This window comes from Streptomyces sp. NPDC042201 (genome assembly GCF_055582185.1).
In genome coordinates this window covers 15,764-33,724 of sequence record NZ_JBVJDS010000001.1, presented here as the reverse complement: position 1 = coordinate 33,724, position 17,961 = coordinate 15,764, and the positions used below count along the sequence as shown (strand labels likewise).

General features: G+C 70.9%; 16 protein-coding genes, 5 tRNA genes and 1 riboswitch. Of the genes, 14 read left to right on the top strand and 7 right to left on the bottom strand.

The window, feature by feature from the left end; translation table 11 throughout:
* Positions 1 to 15 precede the first annotated feature (15 nt).
* Positions 16 to 858: a DsbA family protein gene (locus ACZ6MZ_RS00155; RefSeq protein WP_469348846.1), complete on the top strand. Its 843-nt coding sequence runs from the start codon at positions 16 to 18 to the stop codon at positions 856 to 858.
* The gene (locus ACZ6MZ_RS00150; RefSeq protein WP_469348845.1) at positions 855 to 1,781 is read left to right on the top strand and encodes a cytochrome c biogenesis CcdA family protein; all 927 of its coding nucleotides are present in this window, start codon (positions 855 to 857) and stop codon (positions 1,779 to 1,781) included. The genes ACZ6MZ_RS00155 and ACZ6MZ_RS00150 overlap by 4 nt, the downstream gene beginning before the upstream one ends.
* Positions 1,782 to 1,832: 51 nt before the next feature.
* Here ACZ6MZ_RS00150 and ACZ6MZ_RS00145 read toward each other — a convergent pair.
* The 4 genes from ACZ6MZ_RS00145 to ACZ6MZ_RS00130 all read right to left on the bottom strand — a co-directional run bounded on the left by ACZ6MZ_RS00145 (position 1,833) and on the right by ACZ6MZ_RS00130 (position 3,921).
* A tRNA-Phe gene (locus tag ACZ6MZ_RS00145) sits at positions 1,833 to 1,909 on the bottom strand.
* A gap of 20 nt (positions 1,910 to 1,929) precedes the next feature.
* Positions 1,930 to 2,004 (bottom strand) — tRNA-Asp (locus tag ACZ6MZ_RS00140).
* Between the two features lie 39 nt (positions 2,005 to 2,043).
* Positions 2,044 to 2,116 (bottom strand) — tRNA-Glu (locus ACZ6MZ_RS00135).
* A gap of 104 nt (positions 2,117 to 2,220) precedes the next feature.
* Positions 2,221 to 3,921, bottom strand: coding sequence for a metallophosphoesterase family protein (locus ACZ6MZ_RS00130; protein WP_389785832.1), 1,701 nt, complete (start codon positions 3,919 to 3,921; stop codon positions 2,221 to 2,223).
* A gap of 134 nt (positions 3,922 to 4,055) precedes the next feature.
* Between ACZ6MZ_RS00130 and ACZ6MZ_RS00125 the strand changes: the two genes are divergently transcribed.
* The 5 genes from ACZ6MZ_RS00125 to ACZ6MZ_RS00105 all read left to right on the top strand — a co-directional run bounded on the left by ACZ6MZ_RS00125 (position 4,056) and on the right by ACZ6MZ_RS00105 (position 9,594).
* Entirely contained in the window at positions 4,056 to 4,406 is a 351-nt protein-coding gene (locus ACZ6MZ_RS00125; protein WP_384189068.1) for a metallopeptidase family protein, read from the top strand.
* A gap of 193 nt (positions 4,407 to 4,599) precedes the next feature.
* Positions 4,600 to 5,205, top strand: coding sequence for a hypothetical protein (locus ACZ6MZ_RS00120; RefSeq protein WP_469348844.1), 606 nt, complete (start codon positions 4,600 to 4,602; stop codon positions 5,203 to 5,205).
* Positions 5,206 to 5,498: 293 nt separating this feature from the next.
* Positions 5,499 to 7,742 (top strand): DEAD/DEAH box helicase, encoded by a 2,244-nt coding sequence (locus ACZ6MZ_RS00115; RefSeq protein WP_469348842.1) that lies wholly within the window; start codon positions 5,499 to 5,501, stop codon positions 7,740 to 7,742.
* Positions 7,743 to 7,920: 178 nt separating this feature from the next.
* Positions 7,921 to 7,996, top strand: a tRNA-Lys gene (locus ACZ6MZ_RS00110).
* A gap of 191 nt (positions 7,997 to 8,187) precedes the next feature.
* Positions 8,188 to 9,594, top strand: a complete 1,407-nt coding sequence (locus ACZ6MZ_RS00105; protein ID WP_469348840.1) for a penicillin-binding transpeptidase domain-containing protein — start codon at positions 8,188 to 8,190, stop codon at positions 9,592 to 9,594.
* Positions 9,595 to 9,608: 14 nt separating this feature from the next.
* Here ACZ6MZ_RS00105 and ACZ6MZ_RS00100 read toward each other — a convergent pair whose 3' ends face one another.
* Positions 9,609 to 9,788 carry a hypothetical protein gene (locus ACZ6MZ_RS00100; protein ID WP_469348838.1) on the bottom strand — a complete coding sequence of 60 codons (180 nt, stop codon included), beginning with the start codon at positions 9,786 to 9,788 and terminating at the stop codon, positions 9,609 to 9,611.
* A 184-nt stretch (positions 9,789 to 9,972) separates the two neighbouring features.
* Between ACZ6MZ_RS00100 and ACZ6MZ_RS00095 the strand changes: the two genes are divergently transcribed.
* Entirely contained in the window at positions 9,973 to 10,185 is a 213-nt protein-coding gene (locus ACZ6MZ_RS00095) for a hypothetical protein (protein WP_383914134.1), read from the top strand.
* A 114-nt stretch (positions 10,186 to 10,299) separates the two neighbouring features.
* On the opposite strand, the gene ACZ6MZ_RS00090 is transcribed toward ACZ6MZ_RS00095, so the two are convergent.
* Positions 10,300 to 11,028, bottom strand: coding sequence for an HAD family hydrolase (locus tag ACZ6MZ_RS00090; protein ID WP_469349610.1), 729 nt, complete (start codon positions 11,026 to 11,028; stop codon positions 10,300 to 10,302).
* 65 nt (positions 11,029 to 11,093) lie between these two features.
* On the opposite strand from ACZ6MZ_RS00090, the gene ACZ6MZ_RS00085 reads away from it, so the two are divergent.
* The 6 genes from ACZ6MZ_RS00085 to ACZ6MZ_RS00060 all read left to right on the top strand — a co-directional run bounded on the left by ACZ6MZ_RS00085 (position 11,094) and on the right by ACZ6MZ_RS00060 (position 16,444).
* The gene (locus tag ACZ6MZ_RS00085) at positions 11,094 to 11,285 is read left to right on the top strand and encodes a hypothetical protein (RefSeq protein WP_389785871.1); all 192 of its coding nucleotides are present in this window, start codon (positions 11,094 to 11,096) and stop codon (positions 11,283 to 11,285) included.
* Between the two features lie 100 nt (positions 11,286 to 11,385).
* Positions 11,386 to 11,459, top strand: a tRNA-Met gene (locus tag ACZ6MZ_RS00080).
* A gap of 155 nt (positions 11,460 to 11,614) precedes the next feature.
* Positions 11,615 to 12,361, top strand: coding sequence for a MerR family transcriptional regulator (locus ACZ6MZ_RS00075; protein ID WP_469348837.1), 747 nt, complete (start codon positions 11,615 to 11,617; stop codon positions 12,359 to 12,361).
* Positions 12,362 to 12,547: 186 nt separating this feature from the next.
* Complete coding sequence (locus ACZ6MZ_RS00070) at positions 12,548 to 13,771, top strand: PP2C family protein-serine/threonine phosphatase (RefSeq protein ID WP_386879403.1); 1,224 nt, start codon at positions 12,548 to 12,550, stop codon at positions 13,769 to 13,771.
* Positions 13,772 to 14,125: 354 nt separating this feature from the next.
* A riboswitch (cyclic di-AMP (ydaO/yuaA leader) is annotated at positions 14,126 to 14,279 on the top strand.
* Between the two features lie 11 nt (positions 14,280 to 14,290).
* Positions 14,291 to 15,334, top strand: a complete 1,044-nt coding sequence (locus ACZ6MZ_RS00065; RefSeq protein WP_384334945.1) for a M23 family metallopeptidase — start codon at positions 14,291 to 14,293, stop codon at positions 15,332 to 15,334.
* 165 nt (positions 15,335 to 15,499) lie between these two features.
* A complete protein-coding gene (locus tag ACZ6MZ_RS00060) occupies positions 15,500 to 16,444 on the top strand; it encodes an aldo/keto reductase (protein ID WP_469348835.1) in 945 nt (314 codons plus the stop codon).
* A gap of 99 nt (positions 16,445 to 16,543) precedes the next feature.
* Here ACZ6MZ_RS00060 and ACZ6MZ_RS00055 read toward each other — a convergent pair whose 3' ends face one another.
* Complete coding sequence (locus ACZ6MZ_RS00055) at positions 16,544 to 17,899, bottom strand: PrsW family intramembrane metalloprotease (protein ID WP_469348833.1); 1,356 nt, start codon at positions 17,897 to 17,899, stop codon at positions 16,544 to 16,546.
* Positions 17,900 to 17,961 lie beyond the last annotated feature (62 nt).

Below are 17,961 nucleotides of genomic sequence, written 5' to 3'. Positions count from 1 at the left end.
AGAGTTGCACCCCCCATGCCTGCCACCCCTTCCCGGCCTTCCGTTCCTCGCCGTCCCTCGCGTTCCTCCCGCACTTCCCGTCAGGGCATCGCGATCGGTGCGGGCATCGTCGTCGCGGCCGCGGTGCTCGGCGTCGTCTCGTACACCGCCACCAAGCCGGCCGCGCCGTCGGGCGTGTCGTCCAGCGACGGTCCGGTCGCCGAGGTCTCCGCCGAGCCGGAGGCCGGTGTCTATCCCGAACTGGCGAAGCTCGCCCGGCGCGACGCAGCGGACCCGCTCGCCGTCGGCCGTGTGGACGCGCCGGTCGTCATGGTCGAGTACGCCGACTTCCGGTGCGGCTTCTGCGGGAAGTTCGCCCGCGACAGCGAGCCGGAACTCGTCAAGAAGTACGTCGACGAGGGCACCCTGCGCATCGAGTGGCGCAACTTCCCGATCTTCGGCGAGGAATCTGAGGCCGCCGCCCGCGCCGCCTGGGCCGCCGGACAGCAGGGCCGCTTCTGGGAGTTCCACTCCGCCGCGTACGCCGACGGATCGAAGGAGGAGGGCTTCGGCGCCGACCGGCTCGACGCGCTCGCCCGCGAGGCGGGGGTCAAGGACCTCGACCGGTTCCGGCGCGACCTCGGCGGCGACGCCTCGGCGGCCGTACGGAAGGACCAGGAGGAGGCGTACGGTCTCGGCGCCACCTCCACCCCGTCCTTCCTCGTCAACGGCCGCCCCATCGCGGGCGCCCAGTCGATGGAGACCTTCACCAAGGCCATCGAGTCGGCGAAGGGCGTCGCGAAGCGGGAGGCCAAGGAGCCCAAGGCCATCGAGTCGGCGAAGCACGACGCGAAGCAGGGCACCGAGGACCCCAAGTGACGGACATCGGCTATCCGGCCGCCCTGCTCGGCGGCCTCCTCGCCCTGCTCAGCCCGTGCAGCGCCCTGCTGCTGCCCGCGTTCTTCGCGTACTCCCTCGACTCGGCAGGACGGCTCCTCGCCCGTACCGGCGTCTTCTACGCGGGACTTGCCACCACCCTCGTCCCGCTGGGCGCCGCCGGCTCCTTCGCGGGGCGGCTCTTCTACGGTCACCGTGATCTGCTCGTCGCCCTCGGCGGCTGGCTGATCATCGCGCTCGGCCTCGCCCAGATCCTGGGCCTGGGCTTCGCCTCGCGCCGGATCGCCGCGCTGTCGGGCCGGATCAGGCCGACGACCGCGCTGTCCGTGTACGCGCTCGGGCTGGTCTACGGACTCGCGGGCTTCTGCGCGGGCCCGATCCTCGGCAGTGTGCTGACGGTGGCGGCGCTGGGCGGCAACCCGGTCTACGGCGGTCTGCTGCTCGCGGTGTACGCGCTCGGCATGGCCGTACCGCTCTTCCTTCTCGCCCTGCTCTGGGAGCGGTTCGACCTCGGCGGGCGGCGGTGGCTGCGCGGCCGGGCGTTCCGGCTCGGCCGCTTCGAACTGCACACGACCTCGCTGCTTTCGGGTCTCTTCTTCATCGTCCTGGGCGCGGTCTTCCTCGCCTTCGACGGGACGACGGCGCTGCCGGGGCTGCTCTCGGTCGACGATTCCTTCGCGGCCGAGCAGTGGGCGCGAGGGATCGGGGAGGCCGTGCCCGACTGGGCGCTGCTGGGCGGGGTGGCGCTGGTCGCGGCCGCGGTCACCCTGGTGCGGTGGCGTCGCGGGCGCGGTGCGCGGGAGGAGATCCGTACGGAAGAGGCTCGTACGGAAGAGGCCCGTACGGCGGACGCCCGGCCGGAAGAGGCCCGCGCGGAGCAGCCCCGTACCGAAGCGGGCGCATGAGAAAGCCCCCTGCCGAGAATCTCGGTGGGGGGCTTCTGCCCTTGCGGGCTGTGGTGGCTGGGGCCGGGATCGAACCGGCGACCTATCGCTTTTCAGGCGATCGCTCGTACCAACTGAGCTACCCAGCCACGCAACCTCGCGGCTGCAGCGGTCCTGACGGGATTTGAACCCGCGGCCTCCACCTTGACAGGGTGGCGAGCACTCCAAGCTGCTCCACAGGACCAAGCAATGTGCGAGCACTAGTCTCGCACACGGTGTTGCGTGCCCCCAACGGGATTCGAACCCGTGCTACCGCCTTGAAAGGGCGGCGTCCTGGGCCACTAGACGATGAGGGCTAAGGGCCCGCCTGGGCGCTTTGCAGCGCGTCGGGGACGTGAGAAGCATATGGGATGCGGGGAGCTATCGCCAAAACGGTTTACGGGGTGGGTCAGGCGGCGGGTTACGGGGCCGGCTCGGGGACACCGGGGGAGGTCCGCCGGGGTGCGGCGCCGCCGGGGCCTGACGGGGTACCCGAGGGGTCCGTGCCCGGTGCCGGGCTCGTACGCGCCGACGGGTCCGTACCCGCCGTGCCCGCCGTACTCGCCGAAGGGTCCGTGCTCGATGACGGGCTGCCGGTCGGTGAGGGGCCGGTCCCCGGGGTGCCCGCCTCCTTAGGAAGATGGCGGCTGACTTCGGCCGTCGTCAGCCCGAGCCCGCCCAGCGTGATCTCGTCCCACGCCTGGAGCCGCTTGGTTTTCCGGTCCAGATAGAGCACCGAGGCGCGTACCTTCTCCGGCTTGTTGTTCTGTACGGCGCGCAGACCGCCGCCGCCCGTCGACCCCTCGATCTTCAGCCGGGTGCCGTACGGCATGACCTCGTTCTCGCGGTGGTGGACATGGCCCGCCAGGACGAGCGGGACCAGCCCGTCGGTCTCCCGGGCCGCCACCGGTTCGTGGGCCACCGCGATGTCCACGGGGGTGCCCGCGTTCTCCTGGTCGCGCAGCGCGGAGGCGAGCCGGATGCCCGCCATGCGCTCGGCCGGGTCGCCCTTCGCCTCCACCGAGCGGTCGGGCGTGAACTGCGGATCGCCCATGCCCGCCACGCGTACCCCGGCGACGGTCACGGCCCGGCCGTCGTCCAGGACCCGCACGTTCTTCATACGGCTGAGATACCGCTGCGTGATCTCCGAGTCGTGATTGCCGCGGACCCAGACGTACGGGACGCCGAGGTCAGCGATCGGGTCGAGGAAGCTGTTCTCGGCGGCGGCGCCGTGGTCCATGGTGTCGCCCGAGTCGATGATGACGTCGATCCCGTACTGCTCCACGAGCGAGCCGATGATGTGCCAGGCCGCCGGGTTTAGATGGATGTCGGAGACCTGCAGCACCCGCAGGGTGGCCGGGTCCGGCTGGTAGGTGGGGAGCGTCGAGGTCGCGTCGTACAGCTTGGTCACATTGGTGACCAGCCGCGCCAACTCCTTCTGGTAGACGTCGAAATCGGTCACGATCGAGCGGGCGTTGCCGACGACCTGCGGGGCGGAGGAGAGCAGTCCGGAGAACTTCGGCTCCAGCACCGACGTGGGGTTCCAGGTGGCGTACGCGCCGACGCCGGAGGCGGCCAGGAGGGTGAGCGCGAGGCCGCCGGCGGCGAGTGCGCGGCGGGGGCGGCGGTAGACGACGAGGCCGAGGGCGGTCGCTCCGGAGACGACGGCGACGCAGGAGCGTACGGCCAGTTCCGTGGTGCCGCTCACCACGTCGCGGGAGACCTCGCTCTGGAGGCCCGAGAGCCGTTCCGGGTGTTCGACGAGGGCCTGGGAGCGGACCGGGTCCAGCCGGTCGACATCGACGTCGAGGCGGATGGGGGCGGTGTGCGTGTTCAGCTCCAGCGCGCCCAGCGGCGACACATTGATCTTGGTGCCGCCGGCCAGGGATGGCCGCAGGGTCATCCGGGTGTCCATCGGGCCGACCGGGGCCCGCACGCTGCCGACGATCAGCAGCCCGAGCCAGGCGCCCAGCAGCACCACGGCGACCAGGGCGAGCGCGCGGGTGTAGGGGTGCGGGGAGTGGACGAGCGCGCTGGTCGGCCCGTCGCGGCGGGACCGGAGGTGGCCGTGGATGCGGGGAAACGTGCGGCGGAAGGGGAAACGGTGCACAACACGGGCCATTGTGCGCGTATGCCCAAGCCGGGGACCGGCCATGCGCGGCTTAGGCCATCGCGCGCGAGCCGTCGTGTCCGATCGCCCTGTCCGATCGCGCGACCCGGCCGACGTGATCGCGTGACCTACGTGACAATGGCGGGGTGCTGGAGATGACGCGTGAGGCGTTCGAGGAACTGGTCGCCGAGGCGCTGGACAGGATCCCGCCGGAGCTGACGCGGCTGATGGACAACGTCGCGGTGTTCGTGGAGGACGAGCCCGAGGCGTCCGACCCCGAGCTGCTCGGGCTCTACGAGGGAACGCCGCTGACCGATCGCGGGGAGTGGTACGCGGGGGTGCTGCCCGACCGGATCACCATCTACCGGGGGCCGACGCTGCGGATGTGCGAGACGCGTGAGGACGTGGTGGCGGAGACGGAGATCACCGTCGTGCACGAGATCGCGCACCACTTCGGGATCGACGACGAGAGGCTGCACGCGCTCGGGTACGGATGAGTCCGGAGCCGGTTACGGGCCGGAGCCGATAACGGGCCCGGACCCGGTTGTGGGCCGGAGCCGGTTATAGGCCGGAGCCGGTTACGGGTCCTGGTCCGGGCGTGTCCCCGGCGGGGCAAAGGGAGTTGGGCAGTGAAACCCTTCTCCCGCCGTCGGCGGGGAGACCGTTTTCGTGCCCCCGGAGGTGCCGCCCGTGCGCCAGTCGCGTCCGTCGCGCCAGTTGTCCGCCCCAGGCCGTCTCGCTGTCTGGATCGTCACGTCACTGGCGGTCGCCGCCTCCGCGGGCTGCATGAGCGTCAGTGACGAGGAAGAGAAGCCGGCCCCGTCCCGTCCCGCGAATCGTCACGGCGCCGCGGCCGAGCCCGACGGCGGTACGGTCGCGGGCGCCGGAGCCGGGGCGCCCGGCGGCCCACAGGACCAGGGCCGTACGGGACGGGGCGGTGCGGAGCGCGCCGGCCAGGACGGTGAGGCCAAGGGCAAGGACGCGTCGCCCAGCCCGAGTTCACGGGTCACGCCCTCGCCGAAGCCCTCGAAGGGCACGCGGCCGTGGCCCGCGAAGCCGACCCCGCCGCAGGACGAGCCCGTACCGACGAAGGAGCCCACACGCTCCGTGCCGCCCCCTTCCCAGCCGCCGGCCCAGAGCCCGGACCCGGGCCCCGAGCCCGAGCCGGAGCCGACGAAGCCGCCCGGCCAGCCGTCCGCGCCACCGGCGGCCATTACGCGGAGCGGCGTGATCTCGATGGACGGGATGGGGATGCTGACGGAGCCGGTGGCATCACCGCAGGTCGGGCCGGTGTGAGCTGGGCCCGGAGCGGCCGCGGGGAGGGCGCGGGACGGCCGGGGGACGGTTGCGTGGGGGGCGCGCGGGAGGCGTGCGGCGGGTGTGACGTGGGTCGCGCCGGAAGCGGTTTGCCAGGGAGGGGGGAGGGTGCGTATGGTAGTAGATCGTTTGATCATTGCCCGGCGCCGACACAGAAGAGCGCCGCGTGGCGCGTACTCTCCCTTGCCGTGGCTGGACCGCATTGAGGCGGTCGATTTGCGAATCACGGAGTTTGGGCGCGTGCCGAGACTCCGGAAGGTTTCGCATTTCGCATGTCCATTTCCAGTACTGACCGTGCCGTCATGCCCGAGAACGAGTCCACCGAAACGGTCGCCGACGTGACCGTCGAGACGGTGGAGACCATCGAGGACACGGAGGCCGCCGTGGCCACCGAGACGGCCCCCGAGGCCCCTGAGGCCATCGATTCCCCCGAGGCCGACGAGGTCTCCGAGACGGACGAGACCTCGGAGACCCCGGGACTCACGTTCAGCGACCTGGGCCTGCCGGACGGCATCGTCCGCAAGCTCGCGCAGAACGGCGTCACCGCCCCCTTCCCGATCCAGGCCGCGACCATCCCGGACGCCCTGGCCGGCAAGGACATCCTGGGCCGTGGCCGTACCGGCTCCGGCAAGACCCTCTCCTTCGGCCTGCCGCTGCTGGCCACGCTCTCGGGCGGCCACACCGACAAGAAGAAGCCCCGCGGCATCATCCTCACCCCGACCCGTGAGCTCGCGATGCAGGTCGCGGACGCGCTCCAGCCGTACGGCGATGTGCTCGGCCTGAAGATGAAGGTCGTCTGCGGCGGTACGTCGATGGGCAACCAGATCTACGCCCTGGAGCGCGGCGTCGACGTCCTCGTCGCCACCCCGGGCCGGCTGCGCGACATCATCAACCGCGGTGCCTGCTCCCTGGAGCAGGTCCAGATCGCGGTCCTCGACGAGGCCGACCAGATGTCGGACCTGGGCTTCCTGCCCGAGGTCACCGAGCTGCTCGACCTGGTGCCCGCGGGCGGTCAGCGCATGCTCTTCTCCGCCACGATGGAGAACGAGATCAGCACGCTGGTCAAGCGCTACCTGACCAACCCGGTCAGCCACGAGGTCGACAGCGCCCAGGGCAATGTCACGACCATGACCCACCACGTGCTCGTGGTGAAGCCGAAGGACAAGGCCCCGGTCACCGCGGCGATTGCCGCCCGCAAGGGCCGCACGATCATCTTCGTCCGTACGCAGCTGGGCGCCGACCGTATCGCCGAGCAGCTGCGCGACTCGGGCGTGAAGGCCGACGCGCTGCACGGCGGCATGACGCAGGGCGCGCGCACCCGGACGCTGGCCGACTTCAAGGACGGTTACGTCAACGCGCTGGTCGCCACCGACGTCGCCGCCCGCGGTATCCACGTCGACGGCATCGACCTGGTGCTCAACGTGGACCCGGCCGGGGACCACAAGGACTACCTGCACCGCTCGGGCCGTACGGCGCGCGCCGGCAAGTCCGGTGTGGTCGTCTCGCTGGCGCTCCCGCACCAGCGCCGCCAGATCTTCCGGCTGATGGAGGACGCGGGCGTCGACGCCTCGCGCCACATGGTCGGCGGAGCCGGCGCGTTCGACCCGGAGGTCGCCGAGATCACCGGCGCCCGTTCGCTCACCGAGGTCCAGGCGGACTCCGCGAACAACGCGGCCAAGCAGGCCGAGCGCGAGGTCTCCGACCTGACCAAGCAACTGGAGCGCGTCCAGCGCCGCGCCGCCGAACTCCGCGACGAGGCCGACCGCCTGGTCGCCCGCGCGGCGCGCGAGCGGGGCGACGACCCGGAGGCAGCGGTGGCCGAGGTGGCCGCCGAGGCCGAGCGCGCGGTGGAGGAAGCCGCGGCCGCGGCTGCTGCCGTACCGGCGCCGCGCGAGGAGCGCAGGGACCGGCGCGACGACCGCGGAAGCTTCGAGCGCCGTGACGACCGCGGCGAGCGGAGCGGCCGGGGCGGCGCACGGGGTTACACCCCGCGTGACGACCGCGGTGGCGACCGTGGCGGTGACCGTGGTGGTTTCCAGCGTCGTGACGACCGTCCCTCGGGCGGTTTCCGTCGGGACGACCGCAAGGACAGCGACCGTGGTGGCGAGCGGGGCGGCTTCAACCGTGACCGCCGTGACGACCGCGGTGGCGAGCGTGGCGGCGACCGTGGTGGTTTCCAGCGTCGTGACGACCGTCCCACGGGCGGTTTCCGTCGGGACGACCGCAAGGAGAACGACCGTGGTGGCGAGCGGGGCGGCTTCAACCGCGACCGCCGCGACGACCGTGGCGGCGAGCGCCGTGACGACCGTGGCGCCCGCCCGTTCAACCGCGACCACCGGACCACCGACCGCCCGTTCAACCGTGACCGCCGCGACGACCGCCCGGCCACGGGTGGCACCCTCCGCGCCGCCAGCCACGACCGCCCGTACGCCCGCCGCGACGGTGGCACCACGGGCACCGGCACCGGCTCCTTCGGCCGCCGCGACGACAAGCCGCGCTGGAAGCGCAACGGCTGACCGCCGCTGACCGCCTGACCTGACACACCGCCAGGGCCCGTGCCCCACCCCCCAGGTGGGCCACGGGCCCTGCCACGTCCCCCTCACCCCCACCCTCACCCCCACGCGACATCCCCACGACCCGATACCCGATCGGCGCACCGCCCCCGGCGGGCTATGCTCGTGTGTGTTGTGCCGAGGGCCGTTAGCTCAATTGGCAGAGCAGCGGACTTTTAATCCGTTGGTTGTGGGTTCGAGTCCCACACGGCCTACCACCCGCAGGACGGGAACACCCCCGCCGACCTGCTAAGAAGCGCCCCGCCCGGTCCCAACCGGCCGGGGCGCTCCTTCTTTCCCGCCCGCTTGCGTGAGTGGTGCAGGTGATTAGGGATGCGGCTGCTGCGGTGGCACGTAATTCCGACGGCCCGGCGGTGAGCATCAAGGTGCTTCTTTTACGCTGTCGATCATGTACTCGACGAACAGACACCCCGTCGTCCGCGCTGCCCTCGTTGCGCTGTTGATCGCGCCTGTCGTGGGCTGTTCAGGCGGGACGGGCTCCGAGCCGAGTGAGGCCGAGGGGAAGCCGTCGTCGACGAGAGCGGCGCGTCAAGGGCTGGGCGATGTCTTCGTCGGCGGCCGGGCCGTCACGGGATCGAAGCCGTCCGGGCATTCGAAGATCCCGTATCAGCGCACCTATACGGATGGCGAGTTGTACGCGGCCGTCACGGGCTATCGGTCGATGGCGTTCTCGCACGCGGGTCTGGAAGCGGTGTACGACGATGTGCTGGCCGCCGGTTCCACCGGGGGCCGTTCCGCGTCGGGTGATGTGATGACGACCATTGATCCTCTGGTGCAGAAGGCCGCCGCCGACGCGCTGCGTGGGCACAAGGGCGCCGCGGTCGCGCTGGACGCGGAGAGCGGACACATTCTGGCCTTGGCGAGCGCGCCGTCGTACGACCCCTCGCTGTTCAGCGGCTACGGCACGGCGGATGCCGAGGCGTGGCGGAAGGTGGGGGAGGACAAGGACGAGCCGCTGCGCAATCGGGCGATCGTGGAGGCAGTGACGCCTGACGGGACGTTCAACGTCGTCGTGGCGGCTGCCGCGCTGGAGAAGGGCACCTACGGGTCGGTGGATGAGAGCACCCGCAGCCCTGTCCCGTACACCCTGCCCGGCAGCACCACGGAGCTGCCGGCCGAGGCCCGTTGCGAGAACGCCTCCATCCGCACTGCCCTGCGGTACTCATGCCGCAATGTCTTCGCGGCCATGGCTGTTGAGCTGGGACAGCCGAGCCTCGCGTCGATGGCTGAAGCCTTCGGCTTCAACGATGACGGATTGCGCGTACCCATGAACGTGCTGGAGAGCAGCTATCCCACGGACGACATGGCGGAGCCGGAGGCGGCTCTCACCGGCGTCGGGCGGGGAGGAATCACCGCCACGCCGATACAGATGGCGAGGGTCGTCGCGGTGATCGCCAATGGCGGGAAACTCATCGGCCCCCAGCTGGTCTCCAAGGTCGTACGCGCCGACGGGAGTGTGGAGAAGCGGGGGAACGGCTCCGGCGGCCCCGCCGAGCGGGTCATCCGGCAGGACACGGCGGAGCGGCTGCGATCGGCGCTGGAGGACGCGGCGGACGATGTGGTGACCGACCGTGCTCCGGGAGCCGTCATCGGGGGCAAGACCGGATGGGTGCCACCCGCTCTGTCGTCCGGCGAGCAGTCTGCCGCGTGGTTCATCTCGTATGCCCGGTCGGGGCAGGGAAGGCTGGTCGCCTTCGCCGTCTATGTCGGAGACCCCGACAGCGGGATCGACGAGTCCGACGGTTCGGAATCGGCTGTCCGCGTCGCGGAGCGCATGAGGAGGGCGAACTCGTGACCGAGGGCACGGCATTACGGGAACAGCGCTACCCCCACGATGGCCACCACGAGGATGGCGATGATGACGGCGACAACGGTCCAGGTGCGGCTGTGCGCCACGCGGGGGCCCTTGGGGCCGCCTCCGCGCGGCCGGTCCTCTCGCAGCTTCGGGTTTTCCGGCCGGTCGTGTGAGTAGAAGTCGGCGTCGGCCATGGCAAACCCCCTCGCGTGGGTCGACGAGTTCCCGCCCGGTCCTGCTCGCCCGGTCCAGGGGAGAATCCTCGGTAAGTGTTATGTGGTTTTTACCCGCATATAAGGCAATCATACGCGGCGGACCGCGAAAAGAGGCAGGTCTCAGAGGCTGCGGAGCGGGCGAGATCGTCGCACCCTAGGGCCTATGAGTGATGCACCGATCGTCGTACACCGGGCGTCCGGGACAGGCGGCCGGCGGGTCACCGTTCGTGGGCGGATCATGGGGCTCGCCCACTCGGACGACCATCTGATCGAGTTCCTGCGTCTGGCGGGCCTGCCCGACGCCTGGGACCTGCTCGACGATCCGGCCTGGGTGGAGTGGCAGGGGGGTCCGGCGCACGAGTACAGCGTGGTGTGAGAGCCGCGAGCGGCACGAGTACAGCGTGGTGTGAAGGCCGCGAGCGCGGCGGGGGCGCCCACCGGTGGTTCGTGGCGGGCCGCCCCCGTTGTCGTACGGCTCAGCGTGTACGGCTCAGTCGTGTACGGCTCCGTCCTCCGCGTCCAGCTCCCGTACGCCTTCGTCTCCGCGATTCCCGCCGTTCCCCCCGCTTCCGCCGCTCCCGCCGTCCGCGGCGATCGACGCGAGCTGCGTCAGGTTGTCGATCCGCCAGTCCGCCGCCGCGACCACGTCCGGGTCGTCCGCCCACAGATAGCCCCACGGCCCGCGCCGCAGATGGGCGACGCGCAGGCCGGCCTCCTTGGCGGGGAACAGGTCGTACGCGGGATGGTCGCCGACGTACACCGTCCTGTCGGGCGCGCTCTTCGCCGCCTCGATGACGCGCGTGAAGAACTCCGGGGACGGCTTGGCGACGCCCCACTCGCCGGAGGTGACCACGAGATCGGCGGGCAGATCGAGGCCGCGCAGCAGCTCGCCTGCCTTGACGGTCTGGTTGCCCGCGAGGACGACGCGGATGCCGAGCGACTGAAGACCCGCCAGGGCGGGCCGTACGTCCGGGTAGAGATCGGACTCGTCGAGGTGCTCGCCGCGGCCCGCGGCCTCTCGGGCCCGGTAGGCCTCGCTGACATCTATGCCCGGCTTGATGAGACGCAGGGCGTCGGCGTTGTCCCTGTTCTGGACGGTGGCGGCGCCGACGAGGGCCGAGATGGTGTGTCGGGGGATGCCCAGCCAGTCGGCCCAGGAAGCCCAGTAGCGGTCGTCGCGTACGAGGGTCTCGCCGACGTCGAACACGATGGTTTCAATCACCGGTGTAAGCGTAGGGGGATACGCTCTGCCGATTGTCAGTGGCTGGCCGTAGCCTTGGTCTCATGTTCGCTTCCTCGTCCGCTTCTTCCGGTGCCCGCGGTCCCGTGCGGTCCGCCGATGTCGTCAACATGGAGATCCGTGCCCTGTGGGTACGGGCGGGTGGCGCGCTGCCGCCCGCCGAGCAGGAGCGTTATCAGCGGCTGCTGGTGGAGTGGGCCGCGGCGGTACGGGCCGATGTCGTCGAGGCGGCCTAAGCGGCCCGGGCGCCCTGGGCGGTCTCCGGACCCGTCCGACCCAGCCGTGGGGAAGATGGTTTGGATCTTGCTCTGGATGGCGTAGAGTTGTGTTTAACGACGCGGGGTGGAGCAGCTCGGTAGCTCGCTGGGCTCATAACCCAGAGGTCGCAGGTTCAAATCCTGTCCCCGCTACTTGAAGAGAACGAAGGCCCGGATCCCTGGATCCGGGCCTTCGTCGTGTTCCACCGCGTTCCGTGCCGCGCTGCCGCCGGGCCTGACCCTTACGTGCTGGGCCATTACGTGCCGGGCTTGACCTTTACGTAACGTCAAGTTCTAGCGTGAACGTCATGGAGTGGTCGATCCAGGACATCGCGAAGAAGGCCGGTACGACGAGCCGCACGCTCAGGCACTACGGCGAGCTGGGGCTGCTGGAGCCCAGCCGGACCGGCGCCAACGGGTACCGCTACTACGACCAGGACGCCCTGGTCCGGCTGCAGCGGATTCTGCTGCTGCGTGAGCTCGGCCTCGGGCTGCCGGCGATTGCCCGGGTACTCGACGGCCAGCAGGACACGGCCGCCGCCCTGCGCACCCATCTCGGGCTGCTGGAGCAGGAGCGCGAGCGCATCGGACGCCTGATCACGTCGGTGCGGACCACTCTCCACAAGACCGCGACGGGAGAGGAACTCATGGCCGAGGAAGTGCTCGACGGCTTCGATCACACGCAGTACGAGCAGGAGGTGACCCAGAGGTGGGGCCGGGAGGCCTACGCGAAGAGCGACCGCTGGTGGCGCTCGCTCAGCGAGCGGGAGCGGCAGGGGTTCCAGGAGCAGCACGAGGAGATCGCCCGCGACTGGGGGCGGACACGGGCGGCCGGCCTCGGCGCCGGAAGCGACGAGGCGCAGGCGGTCGCCCGGCGCCACTGCGCGTGGCTGTCGGTCACGGTCGAGCCGACGAAGTCGTACGTCATCGGTGTCACGGCGATGTACGTGGATGATCCACGTTTCGCCGCCGCATATGAGAAGTACGGTGAAGGGACGGCTGTGCTCGTACGGGACGCCATGAAGGTGTACGCCGAGCGCCACCTGACCGACTGACCGACTGGCCATCCGCCCCGCTGGGGGCCCGGCCGACCGACCGGGCCCCGTAGCCCACTCGGCCGATGGCGAGTCGCCGCCGAGCGCGGCAGCGGCCAGCCTGGGTGGGGCGCGGTACCGTCCCGCAGCCGCAGGCGGACCGGCAGGAGACCACTGGTGGGGAAGCTGAGGAAGCTCCGAGAGGGCATCGGCGGCAGAGACCGGCGGGCCCAGGAAGGAGCTGGCTTCTGGGCCGACGAGAAGGCGGGCTTCTGGTCGGGCGCCGGTACCGGCCGTGCGGGCCATCGGCTGGGACGCCCCACCGGGCGTCGGCTGGTGCGCATTCTGCCCGCTGTGGTGATCCTGGCGGGGGTGGTCTTCGACCTCGTGACCCCCGCGCGCATCACCGCCGCTCCCCTGTTCGCGGCCGCCCCGCTGGTCGCCGCCCCGTTCTATCCCGCGATCGGCACGCTGCTGGTCGCCTTCGCCTCGCTGTGCGCCGAGCTGTTGCTGCACCTCTACACCGATTCGCCGGTGTTCGACCCCGCGGCGCTCACCGAGCTGCTGACCGTGGTGGTCGTCTCCGTCCTCGCCATGTACATCAATGGCGTCGTACGCCGCAGCGGACAGCGGCTCGCCTCCGCCCGCATCATCGCCGAGACCGCCCAGCGCGCCGTGCTGCCCAGACCCGCCGAACGGATCGGCGGTCTGCGGATCGCCGCGCGGTACGAGGCCGCGCAGGAGGGCGCGTTCATCGGCGGGGACCTGTTCGCCGTACAGGACACGCCGTACGGGGTCCGGCTGGTGGTCGGGGACGTACGGGGCAAGGGGCTGGAGGCGGTCGAGGCGGTGGCCGTGGTCATCGGGTCGTTCCGGGAGGCCGCCGAGCAGGAGAGCTCGCTGGAAGGGGTCGCACAGCGGCTGGAGCGGGCGCTGAGACGCGAGGGGACACGGCGGGACGGGCTCGATGTCTTCGAGGGGTTCACCACGGCTGTGCTCGCCGAGATCCCGCACGGCGAGAACGTGGTGCGGCTGCTCAACCGGGGCCACCCCGAGCCGCTGCTGATGTGCGAGAACGGCGCGGTACGGATGCTGGCACCGACCGACCCCGCGCTGCCGCTCGGGATGAGCGACCTGGGCGCGTGGCCGGACCGCGCGGAAGAGGCCGCCTATCCCGACGGCGCGACCCTGCTCTTCTACACGGACGGACTCACTGAGGCGCGCGACAACCGGGGTGCCTTCTACGTCCCGCGCGACCGGCTCGACGGGCGGATCTTCCATGGGCCCGATGATCTGCTGCAGGCGCTGATCGATGACGTACGCGTGCATACCGGCGGCACCGGGAGCCAGGACGACATGGCGCTGCTGGCGGTCAGCCGGCCCATCGAGGGGCAGCTGGACTGGCGCAGGGCCATGCCCGCCTTTCCCTGACGCCCCTGACGCCCCTGACGGGCGGGGAAGCCCCCGCGGCGGGCGAGGCCGAGCAGCGGGGGAGGCCGTGCGGCGGGAGAGATCGCGTGGCGTGTGACGCGTGTAGAAGTGCGCTTCGGGTCATTGCCACCGTCCGTAATCGCGGGGTATCCCTCCGCATAACATTTGACACACCGTCAGGAATGAAACGTGTTCTGATGGAGGGTCAACTCGCCCGGTTGCGACTCCATGTGTCCTGGTACGTCCGATGCGAAGTTGTTAATGATCACCCGGAACGGCTTGGAATAAGACCCGGGTCTCTATTAACGTTCGATAACGCAGCGCGGTCGTCCCAGCCGTCGCCAGAGATGGCACCGTGCGCACGCGCCGAATCCCGCAAGGGAACCGGGGAACCACCAATTGGGGTGAATCGGGTGCCCTCTGCTGCCCTGAGCAGCGAGAACACCCGTAGGAGACCTTCCTGCTCCGAACCCGTCAGCTAACCCGGTAGGCGAGAAGGAAGGAAAGGAGCGCGCCCCAGTGGCGTCCAACAAGCCTGCCCCCGCAGCCCCCTTCGAAACTCACACCTTCGGTAACGAGGCAGACGGGGCATGGGGGGAGTGGAATCCCACCGAGGAGTCCCTCCGGCCCGTACGCGGCAGACACCGCGTCGCCAAGCGCAGCGGAATCGCCCGCAACGGGCTCGCCCGTAGCTCCACGGTCCTCGGTGTCGGCGTCTTCGCCGCCGTCGGCGCGGGCGGCATGGCCACCGCGCAGGACAAGCCCGCGGTCTCCATATCCCTGCCCGACGCCATCGCGGACAATCTCCCGGACGCGAAATCGCTTCCCGGCGTGGGCTCCCTGGCATCGGACGACGCCGAGCCCGACCTGCTGGCCACCGCACCGCTCACCACGGCCGGCCTCACGACCGCCGACGCCGAGCAGGGGGCCACCGACGCGGGCGAGGCCCTGCGCGCCCGCATCCTCCAGCAGGCCGAGCAGCAGCAGGCCGAGGCCGACGCCACGGAGAAGGCGGCCGCGGAGACGGCGGCCGCCGAGAAGGCCGCGGCGCAGGCGAAGAAGCAGCAGACCGAGGCCGAGAAGAAGATCGAGGCGGCGAAGAAGAAGGCCGAGGCGGAGGCCAAGGCCAAGGCGGAGGCGGAGCGCCTCGCCAAGCTGGCCGCCAGCTACTCCCTCCCCACCTCCTCGTACACGCTCACCTCCACCTACGGTGAGTCCGGCTCCATGTGGTCCTCCGGCTACCACACCGGCCTGGACTTCGCCGCTCCGACGGGCACGCCGGTCAAGGCCGTGCACAGCGGCACTGTGAAGTCGGCCGGCTGGTCGGGCTCGTACGGCTACCGCACGGTCCTGGAGCTGGCCGACGGTACGGAGATCTGGTACTGCCACCAGTCCTCGATGACCGTCAGCGCCGGGCAGAAGGTCACCACGGGCGAGGTCATCGGGCGCGTCGGCGCGACCGGCAATGTGACCGGTCCGCATCTGCACCTCGAGATCCACACGCCGGGCGGCTCGGGGGTCGACCCGATGAGCTGGCTGCGGGGCATGGGCCTCACTCCCTGACGTACGCACAGTCCCCGGCGGCTCCGGCGCTCACCCCCCGACGCCGGAGCCGCCGGCTCTTCCCCTGACGAAACACGGCGATAGCGCGGCGAAAACGCGGTCAAAACGCGGCGAAAGCCCGGGGGAACGGAATAGGGCGGCCCGTCGCCGGGGTTGAATCAACCCATGACTGATCTGCGCAAGCTGGGCTCCTCCGACCTTCACGTCTTCCCGCTCGCCCTCGGCGGCAATGTCTTCGGCTGGACCGCCGACGAGGCGCAGTCCTTCGCCGTGCTCGACGCGTACGCCGCCGCGGGCGGCAACTTCGTCGACACCGCCGACACCTACTCCTCGTGGGTGCCTGGCAACGAGGGCGGTGAGTCCGAGACGGTCCTCGGCAACTGGCTCGCTTCGCGCGGCAACCGCTCCGACGTGCTTGTCGCGACCAAGGTCGGCCGCCACCCGCAGTACACCGGCCTGTCGGCGACCACCATCAAGACCGGCGCCGAGGAGTCGCTGCGCCGGCTCCGTACGGACTACATCGACCTGTACTACACGCACTTCGACGACCCGAACGTCCCCGTCGAGGAGATCATCACCGCCCTCGACCAGCTGGTGCGGGAGGGCAAGGTCCGCGCCATCGCCGCCTCCAACATCAGCCCGGAGCGGCTGGCCGCCTCGATCGCCTTCTCGGAGAGCGAGGGGCTGGCCCGCTATGTGGCCCTCCAGCCCCAGTACAACCTGGTCTCGCGGGACACCTATGAGGGCGCGCTCCAGGACACCGCGATCCGCTACGGGCTCTCCGCCGTGCCGTACTACGCCCTCGCGTCCGGCTTCCTCACCGGCAAGTACCGGCCGGGGGTCACGGTCGACAGCGCGCGCGCCGGCGGCGCCGGCAAGCATCTGCTGACCGAGCGGGGCATCAAGGTCCTCGGTGCGCTGGACCGGATCGCCGAGGCGCGGGGCGCCGAGATCGCGACCGTCGCGCTGGCGTGGCTGGCGGCGCAGCCGACCGTCGTCGCGCCGCTCGCGTCGGCGCGGACGACCGAGCAGCTGCCCGCGCTGCTGGCGGCGGCCGACCTGGAGCTCACGGCGCAGGAGCTGGCGGAACTCACCGCCGCGTCCGCCTGACGCCCCTTTTTTTTGGGGCTCGGGGCTCTCGGCCCGGGACCGCGCCGGAAGCCCGACGCCGGAAGCCTGACCGCCCACAGTCGGTAGCCGGGAGGCGCACTAGTACTGGCGGTACGGGTTGTAGCCGTCGTAGTCGATGTACGGCGGCGGCACCCGCACCCGGCCCGTGGCCCGCGCCGCGTAGGTCAGCGCGGGCCCGGCTATGTCCTTGCGCTGCCACAGATGGTGCAGCAGCTCCTGCTCCCGCTCGACGAAGTCTGGGCCCACCGTCCCGCGGTGGGCCCGGTCGCGCAGAAACGCCAGGGACGTCGCGAACGCCTCGTACTCCCCGACCGACCTGGCCGCCTTCGATCCGTACGCACGCGCCGCGAAGTCGCGCGCCATCGTGCGCGCCCGCATGGAGGAGAGCGCGTGCGGCGCGGCCGGGGTCAGCCAGCCCGCCGCGGCGTACGCGGGCAGCTGGGCCGAGACCGTACGCAGCTCACGCTGTCTGCTCCAGATCGCCAGCCAGGTCAGCAGGGCGAAGACCGGGACCATGAACACCGCGTACACCGCGTAGAAGCCGTACGGGCCGAAGAGCGACGAGGACCCGTTCCACAACGCGTGCATCCCCATCGCCAGGGCCAGGCCGAGCAGCGGACAGGCGAACCGGCGGATCTTCTGGCGGCGGTTCGCCATCGCCGCCAGTCCGAAGCCGATGCCGGTCAGCACGGTGAAGAGCGGGTGGGCGAACGGCGACATCACGATCCGTACGAAGAAGGTCGCGGCCGTGATGGAGGCGAAGCCGGAGCCGTTGAGGCTCTGGTCCTCGCCGAAGGCGGTGCCGAGATAGAGGATGTTCTCGGTGAACGCGAAGCCGCTGGCGGTGAAGCCCGCGAACACGACGCCGTCCACGAGCCCGGTGAAGTCCCGTCTGCGGAAGAGGAAGACCAGCAGGACCGCCGCCGCCTTGGCGCTCTCCTCGACGACCGGCGCTATCACCGTGGCGCCGAGGGATTCCGCACCGGCCGGGTCCGCGGTGGCGGTGGCTATCCAGTGGGTCGCGAAGGAGTTCGCGATGATCGCGACGAGGGCGGCGGCGCAGGCGCCCCACGCGAACGAGAACAGCAGATTTCGCCAGGGGCCGGGATCGACCCGGTCCAGCCAGCGGAAGGCCGCCATGAGCAGCGGCACGGGCAGGACGGCCAGGCCGAGGCCGACCAGGAAGCCCTGGGTGCCGGTCTGGTCCCGGACGAGCGCGAGGATCACCAGACCGCTGAGGGCCAGCAGCGTGATCACGGCCCCCGCGCGGACCGCCCGGTGGCGCCAGAACGCGCGGCGCGGGCGGTAACGCCTGCGGGCCGGCTCCGGCACGGCGGACCACAGGTCACCGAGCTGCTCCTGCTGCTCGTAGACGGGGATCGCCGGATGCGGAGCCGGATGGGGACCGATGCGCTGCGGGGACGGTTCTGACACCCGATGACCCTAACGAGGGGCACCGACAGCTGGCGATGGTGTTCACGCCACTACCCTCGGTC